25 protein-coding genes and 1 riboswitch are annotated in these 17,411 nt (G+C 36.4%); of the genes, 5 read left to right on the top strand and 20 right to left on the bottom strand.

The window, feature by feature from the left end; translation table 11 throughout:
• Position 1 precedes the first annotated feature (1 nt).
• The 15 genes from HT689_RS02980 to HT689_RS02915 all read right to left on the bottom strand — a co-directional run bounded on the left by HT689_RS02980 (position 2) and on the right by HT689_RS02915 (position 8,209).
• Positions 2-460, bottom strand: coding sequence for a CtsR family transcriptional regulator (locus HT689_RS02980; RefSeq protein WP_024057371.1), 459 nt, complete (start codon positions 458-460; stop codon positions 2-4).
• Between the two features lie 479 nt (positions 461-939).
• Positions 940-1,284 (bottom strand): HK97 gp10 family phage protein, encoded by a 345-nt coding sequence (locus HT689_RS02975; RefSeq protein WP_173224916.1) that lies wholly within the window; start codon positions 1,282-1,284, stop codon positions 940-942.
• 134 nt (positions 1,285-1,418) lie between these two features.
• Entirely contained in the window at positions 1,419-1,829 is a 411-nt protein-coding gene (locus HT689_RS02970) for a DUF722 domain-containing protein (RefSeq protein WP_173224913.1), read from the bottom strand.
• A 382-nt stretch (positions 1,830-2,211) separates the two neighbouring features.
• Positions 2,212-2,763, bottom strand: coding sequence for a hypothetical protein (locus HT689_RS02965; protein ID WP_173224910.1), 552 nt, complete (start codon positions 2,761-2,763; stop codon positions 2,212-2,214).
• Positions 2,764-2,773: 10 nt separating this feature from the next.
• Positions 2,774-3,625, bottom strand: coding sequence for a phage major capsid protein (locus HT689_RS02960; protein ID WP_173224907.1), 852 nt, complete (start codon positions 3,623-3,625; stop codon positions 2,774-2,776).
• An 84-nt stretch (positions 3,626-3,709) separates the two neighbouring features.
• Positions 3,710-3,904 carry a hypothetical protein gene (locus HT689_RS02955; protein WP_042900408.1) on the bottom strand — a complete coding sequence of 65 codons (195 nt, stop codon included), beginning with the start codon at positions 3,902-3,904 and terminating at the stop codon, positions 3,710-3,712.
• Positions 3,905-3,993: 89 nt separating this feature from the next.
• Positions 3,994-4,149: a hypothetical protein gene (locus HT689_RS02950; protein WP_000344069.1), complete on the bottom strand. Its 156-nt coding sequence runs from the start codon at positions 4,147-4,149 to the stop codon at positions 3,994-3,996.
• A 5-nt stretch (positions 4,150-4,154) separates the two neighbouring features.
• Positions 4,155-5,000, bottom strand: a complete 846-nt coding sequence (locus HT689_RS02945; protein ID WP_050252585.1) for an ATP-binding protein — start codon at positions 4,998-5,000, stop codon at positions 4,155-4,157.
• An 11-nt stretch (positions 5,001-5,011) separates the two neighbouring features.
• The gene (locus HT689_RS02940; protein ID WP_173224904.1) at positions 5,012-5,902 is read right to left on the bottom strand and encodes a conserved phage C-terminal domain-containing protein; all 891 of its coding nucleotides are present in this window, start codon (positions 5,900-5,902) and stop codon (positions 5,012-5,014) included.
• Positions 5,889-6,161 (bottom strand): hypothetical protein, encoded by a 273-nt coding sequence (locus HT689_RS02935; protein WP_069288584.1) that lies wholly within the window; start codon positions 6,159-6,161, stop codon positions 5,889-5,891. Before HT689_RS02935 ends, HT689_RS02940 begins: the two co-directional genes overlap by 14 nt.
• Position 6,162: 1 nt before the next feature.
• On the bottom strand, positions 6,163-6,372 hold the full coding sequence (locus HT689_RS02930; protein WP_069288583.1) for a hypothetical protein: 210 nt from the start codon (positions 6,370-6,372) through the stop codon (positions 6,163-6,165).
• 1 nt (position 6,373) lies between these two features.
• Positions 6,374-6,574 carry a hypothetical protein gene (locus HT689_RS09690; RefSeq protein ID WP_004261925.1) on the bottom strand — a complete coding sequence of 67 codons (201 nt, stop codon included), beginning with the start codon at positions 6,572-6,574 and terminating at the stop codon, positions 6,374-6,376.
• 336 nt (positions 6,575-6,910) lie between these two features.
• A complete protein-coding gene (locus HT689_RS02925; RefSeq protein WP_049539448.1) occupies positions 6,911-7,171 on the bottom strand; it encodes a hypothetical protein in 261 nt (86 codons plus the stop codon).
• An 11-nt stretch (positions 7,172-7,182) separates the two neighbouring features.
• Positions 7,183-7,788, bottom strand: coding sequence for a Rha family transcriptional regulator (locus HT689_RS02920; RefSeq protein WP_173224900.1), 606 nt, complete (start codon positions 7,786-7,788; stop codon positions 7,183-7,185).
• Positions 7,789-8,020: 232 nt separating this feature from the next.
• Complete coding sequence (locus HT689_RS02915; RefSeq protein ID WP_061438568.1) at positions 8,021-8,209, bottom strand: DNA-binding protein; 189 nt, start codon at positions 8,207-8,209, stop codon at positions 8,021-8,023.
• A gap of 177 nt (positions 8,210-8,386) precedes the next feature.
• On the opposite strand from HT689_RS02915, the gene HT689_RS02910 reads away from it, so the two are divergent.
• From HT689_RS02910 to HT689_RS02890, 5 genes are all read left to right on the top strand, one after another.
• The gene (locus HT689_RS02910) at positions 8,387-9,025 is read left to right on the top strand and encodes a helix-turn-helix transcriptional regulator (protein ID WP_173224896.1); all 639 of its coding nucleotides are present in this window, start codon (positions 8,387-8,389) and stop codon (positions 9,023-9,025) included.
• Between the two features lie 133 nt (positions 9,026-9,158).
• Positions 9,159-9,698, top strand: a complete 540-nt coding sequence (locus tag HT689_RS02905) for a hypothetical protein (protein WP_173224893.1) — start codon at positions 9,159-9,161, stop codon at positions 9,696-9,698.
• Between the two features lie 141 nt (positions 9,699-9,839).
• Positions 9,840-10,508 (top strand): Fic family protein, encoded by a 669-nt coding sequence (locus HT689_RS02900; RefSeq protein ID WP_173224890.1) that lies wholly within the window; start codon positions 9,840-9,842, stop codon positions 10,506-10,508.
• Between the two features lie 199 nt (positions 10,509-10,707).
• Positions 10,708-11,682, top strand: coding sequence for an Abi family protein (locus tag HT689_RS02895; protein ID WP_173224887.1), 975 nt, complete (start codon positions 10,708-10,710; stop codon positions 11,680-11,682).
• A 188-nt stretch (positions 11,683-11,870) separates the two neighbouring features.
• On the top strand, positions 11,871-13,037 hold the full coding sequence (locus HT689_RS02890) for a site-specific integrase (RefSeq protein WP_173224883.1): 1,167 nt from the start codon (positions 11,871-11,873) through the stop codon (positions 13,035-13,037).
• Positions 13,038-13,198: 161 nt separating this feature from the next.
• Here HT689_RS02890 and HT689_RS02885 read toward each other — a convergent pair whose 3' ends face one another.
• The 5 genes from HT689_RS02885 to cbpD form a co-directional block, all read right to left on the bottom strand.
• Positions 13,199-13,924 carry an ABC transporter ATP-binding protein gene (locus HT689_RS02885; protein ID WP_173224880.1) on the bottom strand — a complete coding sequence of 242 codons (726 nt, stop codon included), beginning with the start codon at positions 13,922-13,924 and terminating at the stop codon, positions 13,199-13,201.
• A complete protein-coding gene (locus tag HT689_RS02880; RefSeq protein ID WP_173224878.1) occupies positions 13,924-14,931 on the bottom strand; it encodes an ABC transporter substrate-binding protein in 1,008 nt (335 codons plus the stop codon). Before HT689_RS02880 ends, HT689_RS02885 begins: the two co-directional genes overlap by 1 nt.
• A 37-nt stretch (positions 14,932-14,968) precedes the next feature.
• Positions 14,969-15,727 (bottom strand): ABC transporter permease, encoded by a 759-nt coding sequence (locus HT689_RS02875; protein ID WP_173224875.1) that lies wholly within the window; start codon positions 15,725-15,727, stop codon positions 14,969-14,971.
• The gene (locus HT689_RS02870) at positions 15,690-15,980 is read right to left on the bottom strand and encodes a thiamine-binding protein (RefSeq protein WP_000647659.1); all 291 of its coding nucleotides are present in this window, start codon (positions 15,978-15,980) and stop codon (positions 15,690-15,692) included. The genes HT689_RS02875 and HT689_RS02870 overlap by 38 nt, the downstream gene beginning before the upstream one ends.
• A 68-nt stretch (positions 15,981-16,048) precedes the next feature.
• Positions 16,049-16,151: riboswitch (TPP riboswitch) on the bottom strand.
• Between the two features lie 82 nt (positions 16,152-16,233).
• Positions 16,234-17,352 carry a choline binding-anchored murein hydrolase CbpD gene (gene cbpD, locus HT689_RS02865; protein WP_173224872.1) on the bottom strand — a complete coding sequence of 373 codons (1,119 nt, stop codon included), beginning with the start codon at positions 17,350-17,352 and terminating at the stop codon, positions 16,234-16,236.
• Between the last annotated feature and the right edge of the window lie 59 nt (positions 17,353-17,411).

Raw genomic sequence — 17,411 nt, 5'->3', positions numbered from 1 at the left:
CTTACTTCCCTTTTCTATCTACCTCTTGTATGACCTGTCGTAGCATATTAGCACGAACAACTGGAGCTTCTTCTCCTAAAACGCGATCCAAAGCTACTGATACTAGCAAATTCATCTCCTGTTTGGTCATCAATTCCTGCTCAACCAAAAGCTGTAGAATATCCTCATAAATTTCTTGACTGACCCGCTCACCAATCGAGTAAAGCAAATCGCGGAGCATTTCATGATGACTAGAAAACTCAATCCGTCCTATGCGAATGTAGCCTCCGCCACCACGCTTACTTTCAACCAAGTAACCTCTACTTTCCGTAAAGCGTGTCTTGATCACATAGTTAATCTGACTAGGAACAACCTGAAAAGTATCTGCCAACTGACTCCGTTGCAACTCCACAATTCCAGATTGATCTAAAATCGCCTTGATGTAGGCCTCAATATGATCCGATGTATTTTTAAATCTCATTACAAACCCACCTCTCTCTTTAAACCTTGACTATCTTTGACTATACTATCATTTAACACTCTATAAGTCAAATTTTTAGGGCTCAGCCCTTGAAAATACTGACTTTCTTTAAAAACATTTAGGCATTAAATCGCCTTAGTTTTTCTTAAAAGTTCCTAAAAAAGTCCATAAAAAAAGCCCTAAAAAGGGCGAAATATTGACGAGTTCAGCAGGCAAGAAACTAGCACGGTCAAACGTGCTTTTTTATTACCTGCTAATATTGTATCATATTCTCTCAACTTATATATAGCCAAAATCACGCAAAATATAAAGATAAAAGTATATAGGATAATGCAAAAGCCCCTCTCACTTTTATTCTATTGAATGAATAGCATGATGAGAAGCAAGGATAAAAAGCCCTCAGATAAATCTGAGAACTTAAATAATGATGTGTTAGCTCGCTCACTTAATTAAAACGCTTAACACTATTAAATTATAGTTTACTTTGAAATATGCTGAATCCTTTCTGTAAATTTTTGAATCGCATTCAGTTCTGCAGGTCTTAAATGAGGGTACGCTTTAGTCCTCCCCCCATTTCGTTTAATATGTCCAAATTCAAGTAAATGAGTAAGAGAGCCGTATTTAAAACTATATACAACCCAAACCCCTTTTCTCACTCTTTTCTTACGCCATCCTTTTGAATATTTACCTGTTCTTTTAGGGCTAGTTTCCCTTAATTCTTGGACTGTTTCTTTAGCGACTTGCTCCGCAATTTTATCAACTTCCTCATTAACCTCTTCACAATATTCTTCTAGAATATTTGCTAATTGTGTTGCTAGATCCATTTTCTAAAAACTCCTTCTATTTTTTTAAATATCAACTTTTTACCCCCTTTTTGGTTGACAGCTTCCGACTTGGAAAAAGTTACCGCTCCCGGTACCTAAAATCAACGAAAATGCTTTACAAAGTGGGGGGAGTGTCAATATCCTTTCAGTTCTATAAATCTTTTAGCGATTACTTTTCTTCGACTATTTATATAACGAGTAGTTTTATTTAGTTTCTCTGCCACGTCTTCCCAGGTCATACCAGCTTCTAAAAATCTCATTTTAAAAATGACTAGATCACTTTCAATTAAGTTTTCCATCAAGGTATCTACAACTAGTTTGAAGCCTTCTAAATATCTTAGTGTTTGGTCTTCTTCAATTCTAATGATTGTCGCTTCAGTAGGACTAGATACTGTCTTTCCTTTCCCACCAGTATAATCTTCAGTGCTATGTTTCTTATTATGTATCAGTTCCTGTCTTCTCAAATAAATTTTATTAGCAAGCGTTCTATATCGTCCTAACTCAATATCTATCCCGTCCAGATCTCTGTTACTCAACTCGTACATAGGCAAGTACCTCCACTTAAATTTAAAAATTTTTTTATCTTGCAATTTGTCAAATTGTAAATTCTGTCAAACTGACAAAAAGCGCTAAAAGCCTTCCAACACTCCACTTACCAGGTATCATTGTTTTAAGTTTGACAACTCTTCAGTATGACAAGTTCAAGGGAAATTTCTTTAATTTATCCCCTCAGTTTCTCATATCTTACATTCTGTGAAACTCACCCCATTCTATAACTTACTGATATACATGGCTTCCAAGCCTATACTCTGTTTTAGTTTATGCTTTCTTCATTTTGTGAAACTAATTTACTAAAATTAAAAACAAGGCCATTTTTGATATAGCTATCAATTTCTTGATATTCAAATCAGCCTTGTTTCTAATGAATTACTCTTTACCTAAATACTCTTTAATCTCACGATATTCCTTAGAAAAATTCATATGCCCACTGACATCAGGATTTAAGAACGGAAGGATACTTATTGGATTTACTTCTGTCCGATATACTGCAAGAGAATGCTCCTGAGTTATTTCTCCAACTACGCCTTTATGTATTTCTTCTACATCTTTCTTTAGTACTTGAATTTCATCGTAGGCATCTAAAATTATTCTAAGTTTCTTCTGGTAACGTTTATAGATTTTCTTTTCTTCAGCTCTTCGTTTAGTCTCTTTAAAGATATATTCAAATATCGCTGCCTTTGCCTCCCAGAAATAAGTATCATACTCTTTCTCTAAAAGATTGATTGATTCACTCATTTTAGCAATTTGTCCTAAAGAAGTAGTATTATCCTCAAGAAAAGAATCAATATTATCAAATGAAACCTTCTTCTCTCCAGTAATTGTTTTTCTTTTTTCTTCCAACTTTGTTCTTGCTTTTGCAATATTATCTTTTTTATCATCAAGATTTTCTAATGTTGATAATACTTCTCTAATATCCATCCCCTATCTCCTAATTCCATTTTATAAAGAAAGCGCAATCCGTTTCAATTTTCTTCACAACGAAACGAGTATAAAGCATTAAACTCATTCCATAAATAACGGATTCACTTACCCAACGTAAGCTATTTTTATTTCTTTCAAATAAAGTAGCGAAATTGTACAAATCCCCAACGAAAGCAACTTTATCGCCTTTTACTCCTAGTACTTCATCAGACACAACAATAACATCATCAACGTATAAGTTTTCTGAGTATCGTTCCTTCTTGTTAATTTTTAAAATATAATTTCCATCACTAGATTTCTCTTTATCTAAAAACTTAAATAGCGACTGACTTAATACAAGAGTATTATGACGTTCAGGATTCAAATCGTTTATGGTGTCTTTCAATTCGTCAAAATTAGAAACATTTTTTTCAGGTGCTTCTTTTAGAATTTTTCCAATTTCAATATTACGTGTTTTACGACAAAGACGGGTAATTTTGTTACTTAAGAAGTCTAATATATTATATTCTCCATCATCAACTTGTTCAGACGATAAGGGGAGACGGCCTGAAAATGTCTTGTGTTCGAACTTAGTTCTAATCTGTTTTTTTCTAAGTTCTACAATTTTACTTTCTCTAAACTCTTCCGATTCAAGTTCTGATAGATGTTCATCGTCAAAATCTACAGTTTCATATGTTCCACCAGTACCCGTATACTCAATAACATTAACAAGATCCACTAGTTCTTTTCCTTCTTCAGGAACGTCATAGATACTTGTTATATCTTGTGATAATATTAAACCTGTTTTTAAATTTTTATCATCGATACTCATTCCTCTACTTCTTACATACTTTTCTACCAAACTAAATTTTTTAGCCATTTTATACTCCTTTATCTCTTTATTGCTCCTCGTTGTTTATAATTTTTTCTAAAGTTCTTAGCTCTTAGCTTTTCTTTTAGAACTCTACGAGCTTTTAAAATCATTTTTTCTAACTGTTGATTTTGTGTTTTCGTTAGCATATTTTTCTAGTATTTCATGGTTCCCACTTTCTAAACTGCTATCTTCATTTTTACATTTTGAAAATATTTTCTGTCTTTTTTCTGGATCAATAGAAAACTTACTAGCTACCACATACCCTAAGGATGTATCTACTGTCATCTTCTTCACCTCCTTTCTTCTCAAGCAAAAAGGGACATACCACTAGCATCATATGCTTACGGTATGCCCCTGAGTTGTTCTCAATAGACTTATTTTTTAGTTTCTTTTTTGACTAGATGAGTAAATTTCCCATCTGAGTAGACTAAAGTTATCTCTCCAAATCTTGGAACTTTTTCTATCTCTATTATACCACATTTTTCGTAGACAATAAAGCCTTTTTCTGTTGAAAATTTCATTTCATCCATATCTATTAACCTTTCTCTCCTCTCACTGTGTTAATCGTATATCGCTTATCTTTGATTGTGAAAGCCTTAAAAGTGTTCCCCTCTAAACCTTTCAAAATTCTACTTGAATTTCTAGCATTGTATACCGTCCGCAGTTCACTACTATCTAGGTTCGTGTTGAAAATCGTAGTTTCTCGATTGTTGATAATATCAAACAAGAAATCCTGTTCCCAATCGCTCTTAGGAGTGATTGTTCCATTTTTTGCCCCCAGGTCATCGATGATTAGAAAATCAACATCAACTAGCTTTTTAACTGCCTCATACTCTGTTAAGTTTGCATTTCTTCCATAAGCCCATCCTTCTTTTATCTGCTTGATAATCTCGGTTAAACTGACAAATAAGACACTCTTAGGATCGTTCTTCTCTCTGAAACTCTCATTGATTTCTTTGGCCAGGGCAAGCGATAAATGACTTTTTCCTATTCCTGTGCTACCGCTGATTAAAGTATTTCCCGTCATACCTGCAAGGTATTTCTGGGCTTGACCCTTTACAAACTCTAACATCTGACCTTCCTCTGTAGTCTTAACAAAGAAATTATCAAATGTCGCTCCCTTTAACTCTTTAGGAATTGTACTATCACGCATTAATACATCATAAGTTTTAAAATATGTTTGTCTATCATCAAACCGCTGTAATAGGTCTTTCTCTTTTTGTTTAATATCCCCCTTCACACACTCCGGGCAAAATGGTTGTATTTTTCTTTCTGAACCCCCTACTACAGGTATAGAAATTTCCCAGTAATTTACCTGATGAATATCACAAACTTTATCTGATATTTTTCTGTTATTAAATTCTTTAAATTGTTCCTTCATCCTTGCAACTCCTAAAATGGTAGGTCTGGGAAGTTATCTCTAGACTCCCCTTTTATGGTTTTAGGCTTTTGATTCAAATAACCGTCAAACTTAGATCCGAAAAGTGTTTCAGGTCTCAGATATTTAGAAAATTCAGGACTATCCTTCCATTCTGCCGTTTTAATATCTATCACCTGTTTAAAATCTTCAAGTGTATAGCCTTCTTTGAATCGTGCTAGTAAAAGCCTTTTTGTCTTATCAACAAACTTATACCGCTTATTAGCTACTTGATTCAGATAAACAATAGGAATCCAAAGTTCTTTATGTTTTGTTTTCTCTAAATCTTTTATAGCTGTTTCTTCAAGCCAAGTAGGAAAAGTGAAAGATGAGCTTTGCTCATTAGGCGAGTTTCCCTCGACTATATATTCTTTATTTATATCTAACTTTAAATCTTGCTCTAACTCTTTCTCTTTATCTATCTCTTTCTCTGTCTTACATGTAGATAACGTTGTAAAATTATTAGATAACAATGTAAGATTTTTTTCTTTCTCTTGTTGCTCTTTGCGGTAGCTTCTCATATATGCAGCGTGGTTTGTTTCTTGTTGTACCAAAGCTTTTGCTTGTGTTAACTCGGCATTTTTATCTTCATCAATCTGAATCAGGCCACATTGCGTAAAATAAGCTATAGTCATAGATATATCATCCTCAGAAACATCTAATTTCAAGGCCAGTTCTTCTTTTAAGGTTTCAAAGTATCCTTCGTAATACAGAATACAATCACTTTCAAGACTTTCTAACATAAGACGGATATAAATCACTATCATAGTGTAGCCGCCAGGCATACTTTTTAGTCGCTTAATAAATAGGTTATCAAAAAATTTCTTATCAATTTTTAACCAAAAATATACTTTAGTCTTTGCCATCATCTACCCCCAAAAACTTTAAAACATCTGAGACTTTATAATACGCTTTTCTAGTATCTTCAATAGGCGGTATATACTGCGGTAGTCCTGCACCTTCCCATTTTGTCAAGGTTTTATCTCCTATGCCCAGTTCTTCCTTTAGTTCCACCTTGCTTATCAAATCTAATCTTTTTTGAGGTGCTTTCTCATGGCTTCTTAAATATCGTTCCACTGCTTCCAAAATCTTAGACTTTAAATCTTCAATCATTTTTTCAAACATCTTAGTACCCCCATGGCTTAACCCCTGCAAGCTGAATATATCGCCCATAATCAGGGCTTAAATCCTCGCTAGTTGTTTCTATCGTCTGTGTACTTTCTCGCTCGATTTGGGCGCTTTTTTTGCGGTCTCGATGGTTCAGGTAAATGAGAAAGCCAATCAAAATCACGGTAAAAATAATCGCCTGTGTATTGCTTAAATCTAGTTCATTCATGCTATGCCCTCGCTTTGTAATTCTTGATATAATTTACTTGATAGCTTCGCTCCATCTTCAGAAAGTCGTACACCTCTTCTGGAGTTACTTTATCATCTAAAAAGTCAATGATGAACTGAAATAGGTTCGGATTTCTATCCTTGATTTTAGTCATTAGCTTATCAAATTCTGATCGTGTCATGTTATCTAGGTCTAGAGTCATATTTTTCTCCATTAGTCTTTCCTTGTCCTTTTTCCTACCTGTTTTCTATATGGTATACTTCACCACTCCAAACGCTGAGCGATTGCCCCAAGTTGGCGAACGCTTGTAGTGATGTTTCGTGGGTAATCACCCACATTTCAGCTAAACAAGGCCTTAGAATCACCCTGTCAGCGCTTGATTTCAAAACCTTTTCTAATTGCTTGCCTGCTCTTCGGTTTTTCTTTAGGTATTTGATAAAATAGATATTTTTTGCTATAATCAAAGCATAGAAAAAATTTCTATACTCTGAATTGTGTCGCTTGCTCGCCTTGGCCAAAATTTGAGCAAGTGATTTTTTTATTTTCTTTTTGCATGATTACTACCTGACTTTGGTTTATAAAGCAAGTCTTTACTTTCGATAAGATCTAGAATCCAACTGATTCCCTGTTCTACTGTTTCAAGAAATGCGCCCAGGTCTTCACTGTCCAAGTTCTCGTAGTTCATACAAAGATATTCGGCTAGTTGTCTGTCTTTCTCAACTAGCTTTTTAAAATCCTTGGGATACTTAGGAATTTCTAACCCCTTGGCATTTGTAACTGTCTTAAAATCATTTTCCATTTTCTATACTCCTATACTTTAAAAATTAATTCCTTAATTTCTGAATACCCCCTATTCAAGTTAATCATAGCTATTGCCATATCTTCCAAACGTTGGTAGTTTGTCAGTTCTGCACTTGTCAAGCCATCAATGCCGTTCTTACTTTCTCGCTCCTTCATGAGTTGCGCTTTATTCTTCCCTGTCACTCCCTTTAGTAGTAAGTTTGTAAGAGTACTATAGGCATGCTTGGGGGCTTTCTCCCATGTTTGAATAGCTTCAGTTAAGCTTTTACGCTTTGGCTTTTCCAGTTCTCTTTGAAGATAGCGTTTAGAAAGTTCATTACGCATTTCAAAAAAGGCTTTGACTAGGTTCTTCTTAAACTCTTTTACGGGGTCTGTATTTCGTAAGTAAGTGATCAGCAATGTTGCTTGTTGTTCATTCAGAAGATAGATTTTTTTCGGTTGCCCTCTCTTATCTAATTTATGGATTTTAAATCCAAGTATTCCCAACGCTTCAAAATCAGCTTTATTGTCTCTGACTAAGCGTGTAATAGTATGGTGCTGTACTTCAGCACATTCAGCGATAATCTCGCTCGTAGTATACGGCTCTTTCTTGCCGTCCATGTAAACCAATTCCATCGGTCCACTCCTTTCTTATTTTTGTCAATGCTTACCACCTAAAACAGTACCAAGGGGAAGAACTTTCTAGGGAGAAAGGAGTCACCCCCTACAAACCCTTGATACTGCCATAGGTAGCAAGCAAAGTAGTCTAGTAAAAATTTAGCTAGATCCGTTTATCAATCCCCAGTGGTAAAGCACCACATGAGAAATCTGTAAACGTAGAGTAGTATTGCGATTGGTTCGCTCCTTTCTAATAATCTTCTAAAAGCCACTCTATCACACTTTCGTAAATGCGCTTAGGTGCATCGTAGTTGCCAGCTTCAATTTTTGCTAGAGTAGGAGGTGTAATTTTTAGTTTCTTGGCTAACTGAACTTTTCCAAGCTGAAGCTCCCCTCGTTTTCGACGAACTTTTTTTGCATGTTCTATTGTTAATAACATTATCAACTCACTCCTTTCTAAAAAATCTTGATTTGGACGAAAGTTTTTTCATCACACTTTGAATTATAAACGAATTTATTTTCGTTGTCAAGCGATAAATGAAATTTTTTTCGTCTATGATTTTATTTTTTCTCTCTACTATGTTATACTTTAGATAAACGTATAAGAGGATAACTAATGGAAAAACAAACACCTAAAAATAATCTAAAAAAACTTAGAATAGAAAAAGGATTCTCCCAAAAAGAATTTTACGAAGATATTATAAAAAAAGAACTAGGTTTGAATATTACTTTACGAACTTATCAAAATTGGGAAAATCCAAATAATGAAATCAAATCAAAACCTGCTCTACTACTTGCAGAATATTTCGGGGTAAATGTTGGATATCTTTTAGGGGAAGACGAAAGAAGAACAACCTACCTAACCTCTACTCTAGAGAAATATAGTGATAACATGGAATCCCCAGTAGATTTCGCAGGATATGGTTTGTTGGCGCTAACTCGTGGTGAAAAAGTAAGGGATACCGTAATAGAAAACCTTAGAGAAATCACAGACTATTATGGACATAGAAGATGTGCTAAAGAAGAATTTAAAAATTGGAGTCAAGAAAAAAAAGATCTTATGTTAAAAGGAATGCAAGACTATGCTGATTCAAATATCGGAAGATTTCTTGCAGGTCTAATGACCTTTCCTGATAAGACTAAAATTACTATTATTGATTTTTTAACACTAGACAAGAAAGAAAGGGAAGCTATTAGTACAATAATTTCCTCATTAGCCGATAATCCTGTTCTTCATAAAGATTATGATGACTAATATAAAATCGCTAATCACTATATAAGCTCCATATCCGCCAATAAATACTCTATCCCATAGGTCTATTGTAAAAAAGATGGGATAGCCCACTAAATCTTTTATCAGAAAAACACCAGCATATAGGAGACTACTTATGAAAAAATTACTAAGCACATCAGCTATTTTACTTTCTGCTACCGTTCTAGTAGCTTGCTCTAACGATCAATCAACTACTAAAGATAGCTCAGAACAAGCAAAAACGGAGCAAAAAAACACTACTTCAACAAACACAAAAGCCAAAGTAGATAACAGTAAATACGACAATCTAATTTCTGAAATCAAGTCAAAATTAGATCCTGAATCAACTGGCGCAATAAGCGTAAAAATTCAAAATAACGTAATCGATTCAGACTCATCCGAACCGCATGATACAATCATGATTTTGCTAACTGGAACGGCTAAAGATAGCGCAAAAGAGACTATGGACGCAATCAATTCAAATTCTGCTACAACTAATCAGCAAAATGCAATTACCGTATTTCGGATGTCTATATCTGAGTTTGCTAAAAAATTACCAGACGACAATACTACTCTTTCCCTTGGATATGAAAAATCCGCTGATCAATACGACTTAATCGCAAAATCTTCAAAACAAAAAGATTTTATCCCTGTTGGAGAAATCATCGTAAATTAAAAAACTCCCCCATATTCGCCAATAGCGCCCCTATTTCTAAGGTCTATTGTGCAAAAACAGGGGAAATTGAAGAATAGAAAACTGATTTTACAGACTAAAGTGCAAAAAAAACGGCAAAATTGACAAATAGAAAGGAGAAACATGAACTACGCTCAAGACTACCTGGACGATATACTGGTACGAATGGCCTACCATTCTAGCGGTATTGAAGGAAACACTATTTCCCTACCCGAAACCGTCAGCATTATCTTAGAAAGCACCTTGCCACGCAACGGCAAAAGTATTCGTGAGTTTTATGAGATTGAAAACCATAAACAGGCCTTTTCTTATCTCTTGGACTCATTGGCAAATCATCAAGCCCTTACTGTGGGGCTGGTTCAAGATTTTCACGCCTTATTAGTGGATAGACTGCAACATGATCGCGGACAATTTAAGCAAGTTCAAAATGCTATTATCGGGGCTGAATTTCAAACGGCTAGCCCAGCAGAAACACCCTACCTGATGACGCAATGGGCTGATAATACCGCTTATCGCTTAGATCATGCTCAGAATGAAAAAGAAATCTTAGAGATTTTAGCAGATACCCATATCCAGATTGAACGGATTCACCCATTTAGCGACGGCAACGGCCGTACAGGGCGCCTTTTACTCATGTACCTAGCTATGAAGTATCTAAACGCTCCTATCATCATCTCAAAAGACTCAAGGGCGCATTATATGGAACTCCTCGCGAATCAAGACGTAACTGGACTAGCTGACCTCTTCAAAGAATCACTGGACTACGAAACAACACGGAAAGGACAGTTTTAGGACGAAAAAAGGCGAACTTTCCCAGCGTTGAGATTTTTCGATACTCAAAAATTTTTAAAAAACAAACCAAAAAGATTGACAAAAACTAAAAATTACAGTATTATTAGGCAATGAGAAGAGTTTCTGCTCCCAAGGGAGCAGAGTACGCGAAACACCGCCTAGTTCTACTAGGTGGTGTTTTTGTATATAAGGAACATATATGAAACCATTTCAAACATTAGATGAACAAATAAAACTTCTCCAGTCTAGAGGTTTAGAAATAGATAACATAGTAGAATGTAAAAGATACCTTCTAACTAACAACTATTACAACGTCGTCAACGGATATAGTAAATTTTTTCAAACATCAAAAGATAAATTTATAACTGGTGCAGACTTTAGAGAAATAGCTGCAACACACTTTTACGATAAAGAAATTAAATCAGCTTTTTTAAAAGCAATTATAGATGCAGAAAAACACTTTAAATCCGTACTGGCATATCGTTTTTCAGAATCATATCCAAAGCCATACTCTTATCTAGATATTAATAATTTTGAAACACAAAAAGATGCAAAAAGGCTCGCACAAATTACAAACTTAATCAGTATATTAGCTAGAATACTCAATGATTATAATAGGGATAAGCAAAACAATTCTATAAAACACCACTATAAACAACATGGCGTTGTTCCTTTCTGGGTTATCATCAATGAACTTACATTAGGACAAGCATTTAACTTTTATAGAAATCTAAACACTGATATAAAAAATCAAATAGCTAGAGATTTATCACCATTCTTACAAGAAAATATTGAATACATCCAAAATAGACCTAGTAAAGACCTTTTAAGTGGAAAGGCTTTAGAAAGTATTATTAAAAATATACTAGAAATTAGAAATATCACTGCTCATAATAATAAGCTTTTCAATTATAAATGTCGTGAGAATCTTCCACAACTAGCTTATTTCCATTATTACAATAACAATGCCAATACATCAAGACAATCTGTATATTATGTTTTTCTTGCCTTGCAATGCCTACTTGCTTCCACACAATACGCTCAATTACATAACACTATTATTAAAAGAACCAAAGCTCTAAATAAAAAAGCGCACTCCATTGAAGCCGGCATTGTATTGGACACACTTGGATTTCCGAATAATTGGTATAATATCACTGACACATTAAGATAGAACTACTTGCAATATATGGGCTTTTTAAAACCCTCATATCAGCCCCATATCCGCCTTGTTTCCTATTCTGGTACAATTTACCGTCTGACTGCTTAAAATCGAAAATAAGGGGTTCTCGTAGCCCCTCGCATGGTCTAAACTCAAAACCTTTTCTAATTGCTTGCCTGCTGATGGAAAAGGAGTAAACCATGAAAATTACACAACACACGAAAAAAGACGGATCAGCAGTCTACCGCTCCAGTATCTATCTTGGCATTGATTCTGTAACTGGTAAGAAGGTCAAGACTACCATATCAGCACGAACAAAGAAAGAACTCAAAAACAAGACCACCCAGGCTAAGGTAGAATTTGAGAAAAACGGCTCGACACGGAAACAACGCTCACATATAACAACCTATAGCGAACTTGTGGACTTATTTTGGCAAACCTACCAGTATACCGTAAAGACTAATACGCAGATTAAGATAAAAGGTTGCTTAAATAACTACCTCTTGCCCTCATTTGGTACTTACAAACTAGATAAACTTACACCTGTCATTATCCAAACTCAGGTAAATAAATGGGCGGATGAGTACAATCAGGACGGAACGGGGTATAAAGAATACAATCATCTTCATGCCTTAAATAAACGTATTCTACAGTATGGAGTTTCTATCCAGGCATTAGACAATAACCCTGCTCGTGATGTTGTCATTCCCAGAAAGATAACCAGAGATAAACAAGAAATTAAATACTTTCAAGATCAGGAACTTAAAAACTTCCTCTCCTATCTCGATAGCCTAGAAAATACCTTTATCAATTTTTATGATACCGTGCTTTATAAGACACTCCTAGCTACTGGACTGCGCATCCGTGAATGTCTGGCCCTGGAATGGTCTGATATTGACCTGCAGAACGGAACGATCGATATTAACAAAACACTCAACATTTTAAACCAGGTAAACACTCCTAAGACAAAATCAAGCTATAGAGTTTTAGATATTGATCATAAAACAGTGCTCATGCTTCGTCTCTACCGAGCAAGACAAGCAGAAAACGGTAGAAACATTGGCTTAACCTATGAGAAAGTATTCTCTGATAGCTTTGACAACTATGTCAATACTCGAAAAGTTGATTACCGCCTACATAAGCACTTAAAAAACGCTAACTGTACTGATTTAGGCTTTCATGCTTTCCGACACACTCACGCTAGTATCTTGCTTAATGCTGGCCTGCCATACAAGGAAATACAGACACGGCTTGGCCATGCAAAAATATCTGTAACTATGGACACTTACAGCCATTTATCAAAAGAAAATCAAAAAAGAGCAGTCTCATTCTTTGAAACTGCCCTCGAAAAAATAAAAAGTTCTTAAAAAAGTCCACAAAATAAAAAAAAGCGACACATAAAACCCTTATGTATCAACGATTATAGAATGATTTCGGTATAATTGACTATTATACCGAAATTTTCTCATTTTTAAAAGAAAAAGGGCGCTGGTAAAGGATAATCTTCACCAACTCCCTATTTTTCTACTTAATCTAAGCCTAATTCTGCCAAGATTTGACGTTTGTAGGCAATCTTTTGGACTTCCTTGTCCTCATCTTCAGACCAATCTAGTTTAATTTCTGAAACAATCTGCCCAGGGCGATTTTTCAAGATATAGATGCGGTCGCTGAGACTAAGAGCCTCCTCGATACTATGCGTGATGATCAGGGTCGTTAGCTGCAACTGCTTGTGAATCTCAAGATACCAAGCGTGGAGTTCCATCTTGGTCATCTCATCCAAGGCGCTAAAGGCTTCATCTAAGAGAAAGAGCTTGTGCCCGAAAAGGTAGGTCCGGAGCAAGGCTACACGCTGGCGCATCCCACCACTTAGTTCATGAGGGTATTTATCTCTTACAGCTGTCAACTGGAAGGTCGCAAGAATTTCATCCGCTCGGGAAATAGCTTCTGCCTTATCCACCTTTTGAATCAAGAGGGGCAGAATGATATTACCAAGCACCGTCTTGTGTTCCAAGAGCAGATCCTTTTGCAACATATAACTCACGCGCCCCTTGGGATTTTCTTCACCATCAAGGACAATTCTCCCTGACTGAACTTCTAAAATCCCAGCGATTAGATTAAAGAGGGTGGTCTTTCCAACACCACTTGGGCCTAGGATGGAAACCACTTCACCTGAAGTCACCTGCAGGTTAATGTCCTCTAAAATCCTCTCCTGACCATAAGCATAACTGACGTGTTCTAGTCTTATTTCTGTCATTATTTCACAAATTCGTTGGTGAAGCCTTTATCTGTCAAATCTTCTTTAAGGATACCATTTTCTTTATCCCATTTGTAGAAGGCATTCCAGCGAGTTGCATCAAATTGACCCCATTTTTCCTTGTCGCTTGCGTATTCTTTTGACAAGTATTTTTGAGATTCGATGACAAAGTCACGTTTTTCCTGAAGTTCAGGTGCATTCTTGATGAGGATATCAGCCGCTTCTTCTGGATGCTCCATAGCATATTGGTAACCTTTTTTGATGGCTTGGATGACTTTACGAGCTTCTTCTTTGTTATCTTTCAGATAGTCGTTGTTTGCGATGATAACTGGTGAATAGTAGTCAAATTCTTTAACGTAGTCTTTCAAGTACATGAAATTAGCATCTACACCTTGAGATTTAGCAAGAATTCCGTCCCATCCATAGTAGATCCAAGCAGCATCAAAGACGCCATTGGCAATCGGTGTGATTGAGTTTGAGTCGTTATTTGGTACTTTTTCAACCTTCTCAAAGTCTCCACCTTGTGATTCTACCAAGGTTTTCAACATAGCAAGTTCAGTTGGGTCATTCCAAGTCCCGTATTTCTTACCAACTAAGTCTTTTGGACTGCTTACATTGTCAGATTTACGTGAGATGATTCCTGATGTATTGTGTTCAACAATAGCTGCAACGGCAGTGATTCCTGCTCCTTTTTCCAATTTTTTAGCCATGTAGTCTTGGAAATACACTGCAAATGGTGCCTTACCATTGATAACCAAGTCAGATGAGCTTTCTTCTGGTGGCAATTTCAAATCAACATCCACTCCAGCTTCTTTGAAATAACCTTTTTCCTTGGCAACATATAGCCCTGTGTGGTTAGTATTTGGTGTCCAGTCTAGGATAAAGTCGATCTTCTTGAGTTCTGCTTCTTTGTTGTCCTTAGAAGCAGTTCCTTGACCACAAGCTACAAGCACGACAGCTACAAGAGCTGTTAAAACAGTTAAAAACACTTTCCATGTTTTCTTCATTTTGATTTCCTCTTTTCTTTTTTGAAACATTCTTATTCTACGAACGTTTCCATTTAATAACATATTTTTCACTGACATCAACCAGCTTCATACCCATAAGGCTGATAATCGATACCAGAATAATAATAGCAAACATGGTATCATACTGAAACAGTTTCTTGGACTGAATCATGTAGACACCTAGTCCTTCAAAGCCTCCCAACCACTCAGATACCACTGTTGTGATAAAGGCGTAGGAGACACTGACCCTCAGACCTGCATAAAAGTAAGGCAGGCTGACTGGGATTTTAAAATGCCACAGGATTTGCCAAGGCTTGGCCCGCATCAAACTAAACAAGGTCAGCATATCCTTGTCACAATGCCTAAAACCGTCCAAAATACTGACGATGATAGGAAAAGTTGTCGTCAAAATAATCAAGACAATCTTGGGCAGAATCCCATAACCTAGCCACAAGACCAAGATAGGAGCTATGGCAATGGTCGGAATGGTCTGAACAACCACCATCATAGGGTAAATCAAGTCATTGAGCCAAGTCAAACTGTCCATGAGCACAGCCATGAGACAGGCAATCAAGACTCCCAAAATTAGACCTAGCAAAGCCACTCTCAAGGTCGCCCAGCTATGGTACCAGAGAAATTCTCTATCACGAACAAAGGCCTGAAGAATTTCAAAAGGTGTCGGCAGGATAAACTTGGGGAGAAGTTTAAAAAAACCTGCTAACTGCCAGATTGACAAGACTCCCAGAAAGCCCAATAGACTAATGTGTCGTCTCAGTATACTTTTCAAGTTTCTCATCAATACTTAAAATCTCTCCTACATTTATTTTGACATTGGCAAAGACATTATCTGCCTCCTGCCCTGCCACTTCCAGCGCTTCTTTGAGAATGCGCATGAGCTCATCAAACTCCCCTTCCAAGACCGTTTCAAATGGTGTCACCACCATGGTCACTTCTTGAGCTTGTAGATAAGCAATGACCTGATCGATAACAGCAATCCGATCAATCCCCTGTGCCAAGGGTAAAACTTGCAAGGCAATGCTTGCTTTCATAAAAACCTCCTCTTCTCGTTTTCCTTTGACAAAAAGAAAAACCTTTACCATATATGGAAAAGGTCAAGAATAGACTAAGTATCGTTCCCTACGCTGGCATTACCCAGATCAGGTGCGGTCGAAGTTTAACACTTCCTCTCAGACTGTACACAGACTCCCATATATTATATAGATATATGATAGCGCAAAATAAGAAAAATGTCAAGGAAACTGCTTACAGAAAAGAGCAGGAAAAATTTCCTACTCCAATTTTCTATACTCGTTCTCCATCACTGTTTACTCTGTAGCCATCCACCGTCGTATTAACAGCTAAGGCACCTGAAGAGTAAGAATAATACCACTTACCAGAAACTTGATACCAGCCTGTTTTCATTGCCCCTGAACTATCCAGATAATACCACGAGCCATTTTCCTTTAACCAGCCTGTCTGCATTTCACCAGATGATTTCAAATAATACCAGCTGTAACCATCCTTCAACCAGCCTGTTGATTTAGACCCATTTGATTTGAAATGATACCAACTACCATTTATTTTCTTCCAACCGACAGTTGAACTACTATTGGATCCATAGCTAGAGATGTTTCCTGATTGGTTCTGATAATTCTGTGAAGAAGCCACTCCTTCTAGCTGAATATAACGACGACTTCCGTTATAAGCTGTATAACTCAACCACTTGTATCCATCTTTTTCGAGAATTTGATCATAATGAACCTTCTCCCCAGGATAATAGTAATCAATCGCAGTTGCGCTAACTAATGGCTGATTTTTGATAGCAGACTTAGACTTGAAATAATGTGTTCCTCCTGTTGAAACTGAGGTTTGACTATTCCCAACACTGCCACCAGCCAAATCTTTAAAATGAATAAATCCTGTCATCATATTTGCTTTTATACTTCGTTTATTATAGGCTTCTGTATAACCATAGTTATATTCCTCGATCTCAATCTGATCTCCCATTACATTTGACACCCAGGCAACATGCCCATAAGTTCCTGCAGTAGACCAAGCAATAGAGCCAATCGTCGGTGTATTATCTACACGATAGCCTTCACGACGAGCACGATGTCCCCATTCATTCGCATTTCCATAAGCCTTTGCAATCTCAAAACCATTGACACTACTCAAACGAAAGGCTGCAAAAGAAGTACACTGACGAGAGTACATGCGCCACTGATCAATCTCCTGGCTCCCATTTTTATAATAAACAGGATAATCATCTCCACGCGCAATCGACCCATTCCCTCCAGAATAGGCATAGACACTATCACCCGCTGCTAGCATCAATCCTACTACTAAAAAAGGAACAACCTTTTTAACTGACATCTTCAAACAATAACTTGTCCCTCTTACTATAAACGGTAAAATTTTCATTCTTCCTCCTTGAAACTAATATAAATCGAAGATTGCCTTCACTTAAACTATTCGGAGAA

This window comes from Streptococcus sp. 2342, from assembly GCF_013276795.1.
Taxonomy (GTDB): Bacteria; Bacillota; Bacilli; order Lactobacillales; family Streptococcaceae; genus Streptococcus.
This window is presented reverse-complemented; position numbering and strand designations above follow the sequence as displayed.

Excerpts from the sequence above, each read along its gene's own strand:
- HT689_RS02980 (WP_024057371.1), bottom strand. The coding sequence starts at position 460 with ATGAGATTTAAAAATACATCGGATCATATTGAGGCCTACATCAAGGCG.
- HT689_RS02975 (WP_173224916.1), bottom strand. The coding sequence starts at position 1,284 with ATGGATCTAGCAACACAATTAGCAAATATTCTAGAAGAATATTGTGAA.
- HT689_RS02970 (WP_173224913.1), bottom strand. The coding sequence starts at position 1,829 with ATGTACGAGTTGAGTAACAGAGATCTGGACGGGATAGATATTGAGTTA.
- HT689_RS02965 (WP_173224910.1), bottom strand. The coding sequence starts at position 2,763 with ATGGATATTAGAGAAGTATTATCAACATTAGAAAATCTTGATGATAAA.
- HT689_RS02960 (WP_173224907.1), bottom strand. The coding sequence starts at position 3,625 with ATGGCTAAAAAATTTAGTTTGGTAGAAAAGTATGTAAGAAGTAGAGGA.
- HT689_RS02955 (WP_042900408.1), bottom strand. The coding sequence starts at position 3,904 with ATGACAGTAGATACATCCTTAGGGTATGTGGTAGCTAGTAAGTTTTCT.
- HT689_RS02950 (WP_000344069.1), bottom strand. The coding sequence starts at position 4,149 with ATGGATGAAATGAAATTTTCAACAGAAAAAGGCTTTATTGTCTACGAA.
- HT689_RS02945 (WP_050252585.1), bottom strand. The coding sequence starts at position 5,000 with ATGAAGGAACAATTTAAAGAATTTAATAACAGAAAAATATCAGATAAA.
- HT689_RS02940 (WP_173224904.1), bottom strand. The coding sequence starts at position 5,902 with ATGGCAAAGACTAAAGTATATTTTTGGTTAAAAATTGATAAGAAATTT.
- HT689_RS02935 (WP_069288584.1), bottom strand. The coding sequence starts at position 6,161 with ATGTTTGAAAAAATGATTGAAGATTTAAAGTCTAAGATTTTGGAAGCA.
- HT689_RS02930 (WP_069288583.1), bottom strand. The coding sequence starts at position 6,372 with ATGAATGAACTAGATTTAAGCAATACACAGGCGATTATTTTTACCGTG.
- HT689_RS09690 (WP_004261925.1), bottom strand. The coding sequence starts at position 6,574 with ATGACTCTAGACCTAGATAACATGACACGATCAGAATTTGATAAGCTA.
- HT689_RS02925 (WP_049539448.1), bottom strand. The coding sequence starts at position 7,171 with ATGGAAAATGATTTTAAGACAGTTACAAATGCCAAGGGGTTAGAAATT.
- HT689_RS02920 (WP_173224900.1), bottom strand. The coding sequence starts at position 7,788 with ATGGAATTGGTTTACATGGACGGCAAGAAAGAGCCGTATACTACGAGC.
- HT689_RS02915 (WP_061438568.1), bottom strand. The coding sequence starts at position 8,209 with ATGTTATTAACAATAGAACATGCAAAAAAAGTTCGTCGAAAACGAGGG.
- HT689_RS02910 (WP_173224896.1), top strand. The coding sequence starts at position 8,387 with ATGGAAAAACAAACACCTAAAAATAATCTAAAAAAACTTAGAATAGAA.
- HT689_RS02905 (WP_173224893.1), top strand. The coding sequence starts at position 9,159 with ATGAAAAAATTACTAAGCACATCAGCTATTTTACTTTCTGCTACCGTT.
- HT689_RS02900 (WP_173224890.1), top strand. The coding sequence starts at position 9,840 with ATGAACTACGCTCAAGACTACCTGGACGATATACTGGTACGAATGGCC.
- HT689_RS02895 (WP_173224887.1), top strand. The coding sequence starts at position 10,708 with ATGAAACCATTTCAAACATTAGATGAACAAATAAAACTTCTCCAGTCT.
- HT689_RS02890 (WP_173224883.1), top strand. The coding sequence starts at position 11,871 with ATGAAAATTACACAACACACGAAAAAAGACGGATCAGCAGTCTACCGC.
- HT689_RS02885 (WP_173224880.1), bottom strand. The coding sequence starts at position 13,924 with ATGACAGAAATAAGACTAGAACACGTCAGTTATGCTTATGGTCAGGAG.
- HT689_RS02880 (WP_173224878.1), bottom strand. The coding sequence starts at position 14,931 with ATGAAGAAAACATGGAAAGTGTTTTTAACTGTTTTAACAGCTCTTGTA.
- HT689_RS02875 (WP_173224875.1), bottom strand. The coding sequence starts at position 15,727 with ATGAGAAACTTGAAAAGTATACTGAGACGACACATTAGTCTATTGGGC.
- HT689_RS02870 (WP_000647659.1), bottom strand. The coding sequence starts at position 15,980 with ATGAAAGCAAGCATTGCCTTGCAAGTTTTACCCTTGGCACAGGGGATT.
- cbpD (WP_173224872.1), bottom strand. The coding sequence starts at position 17,352 with ATGAAAATTTTACCGTTTATAGTAAGAGGGACAAGTTATTGTTTGAAG.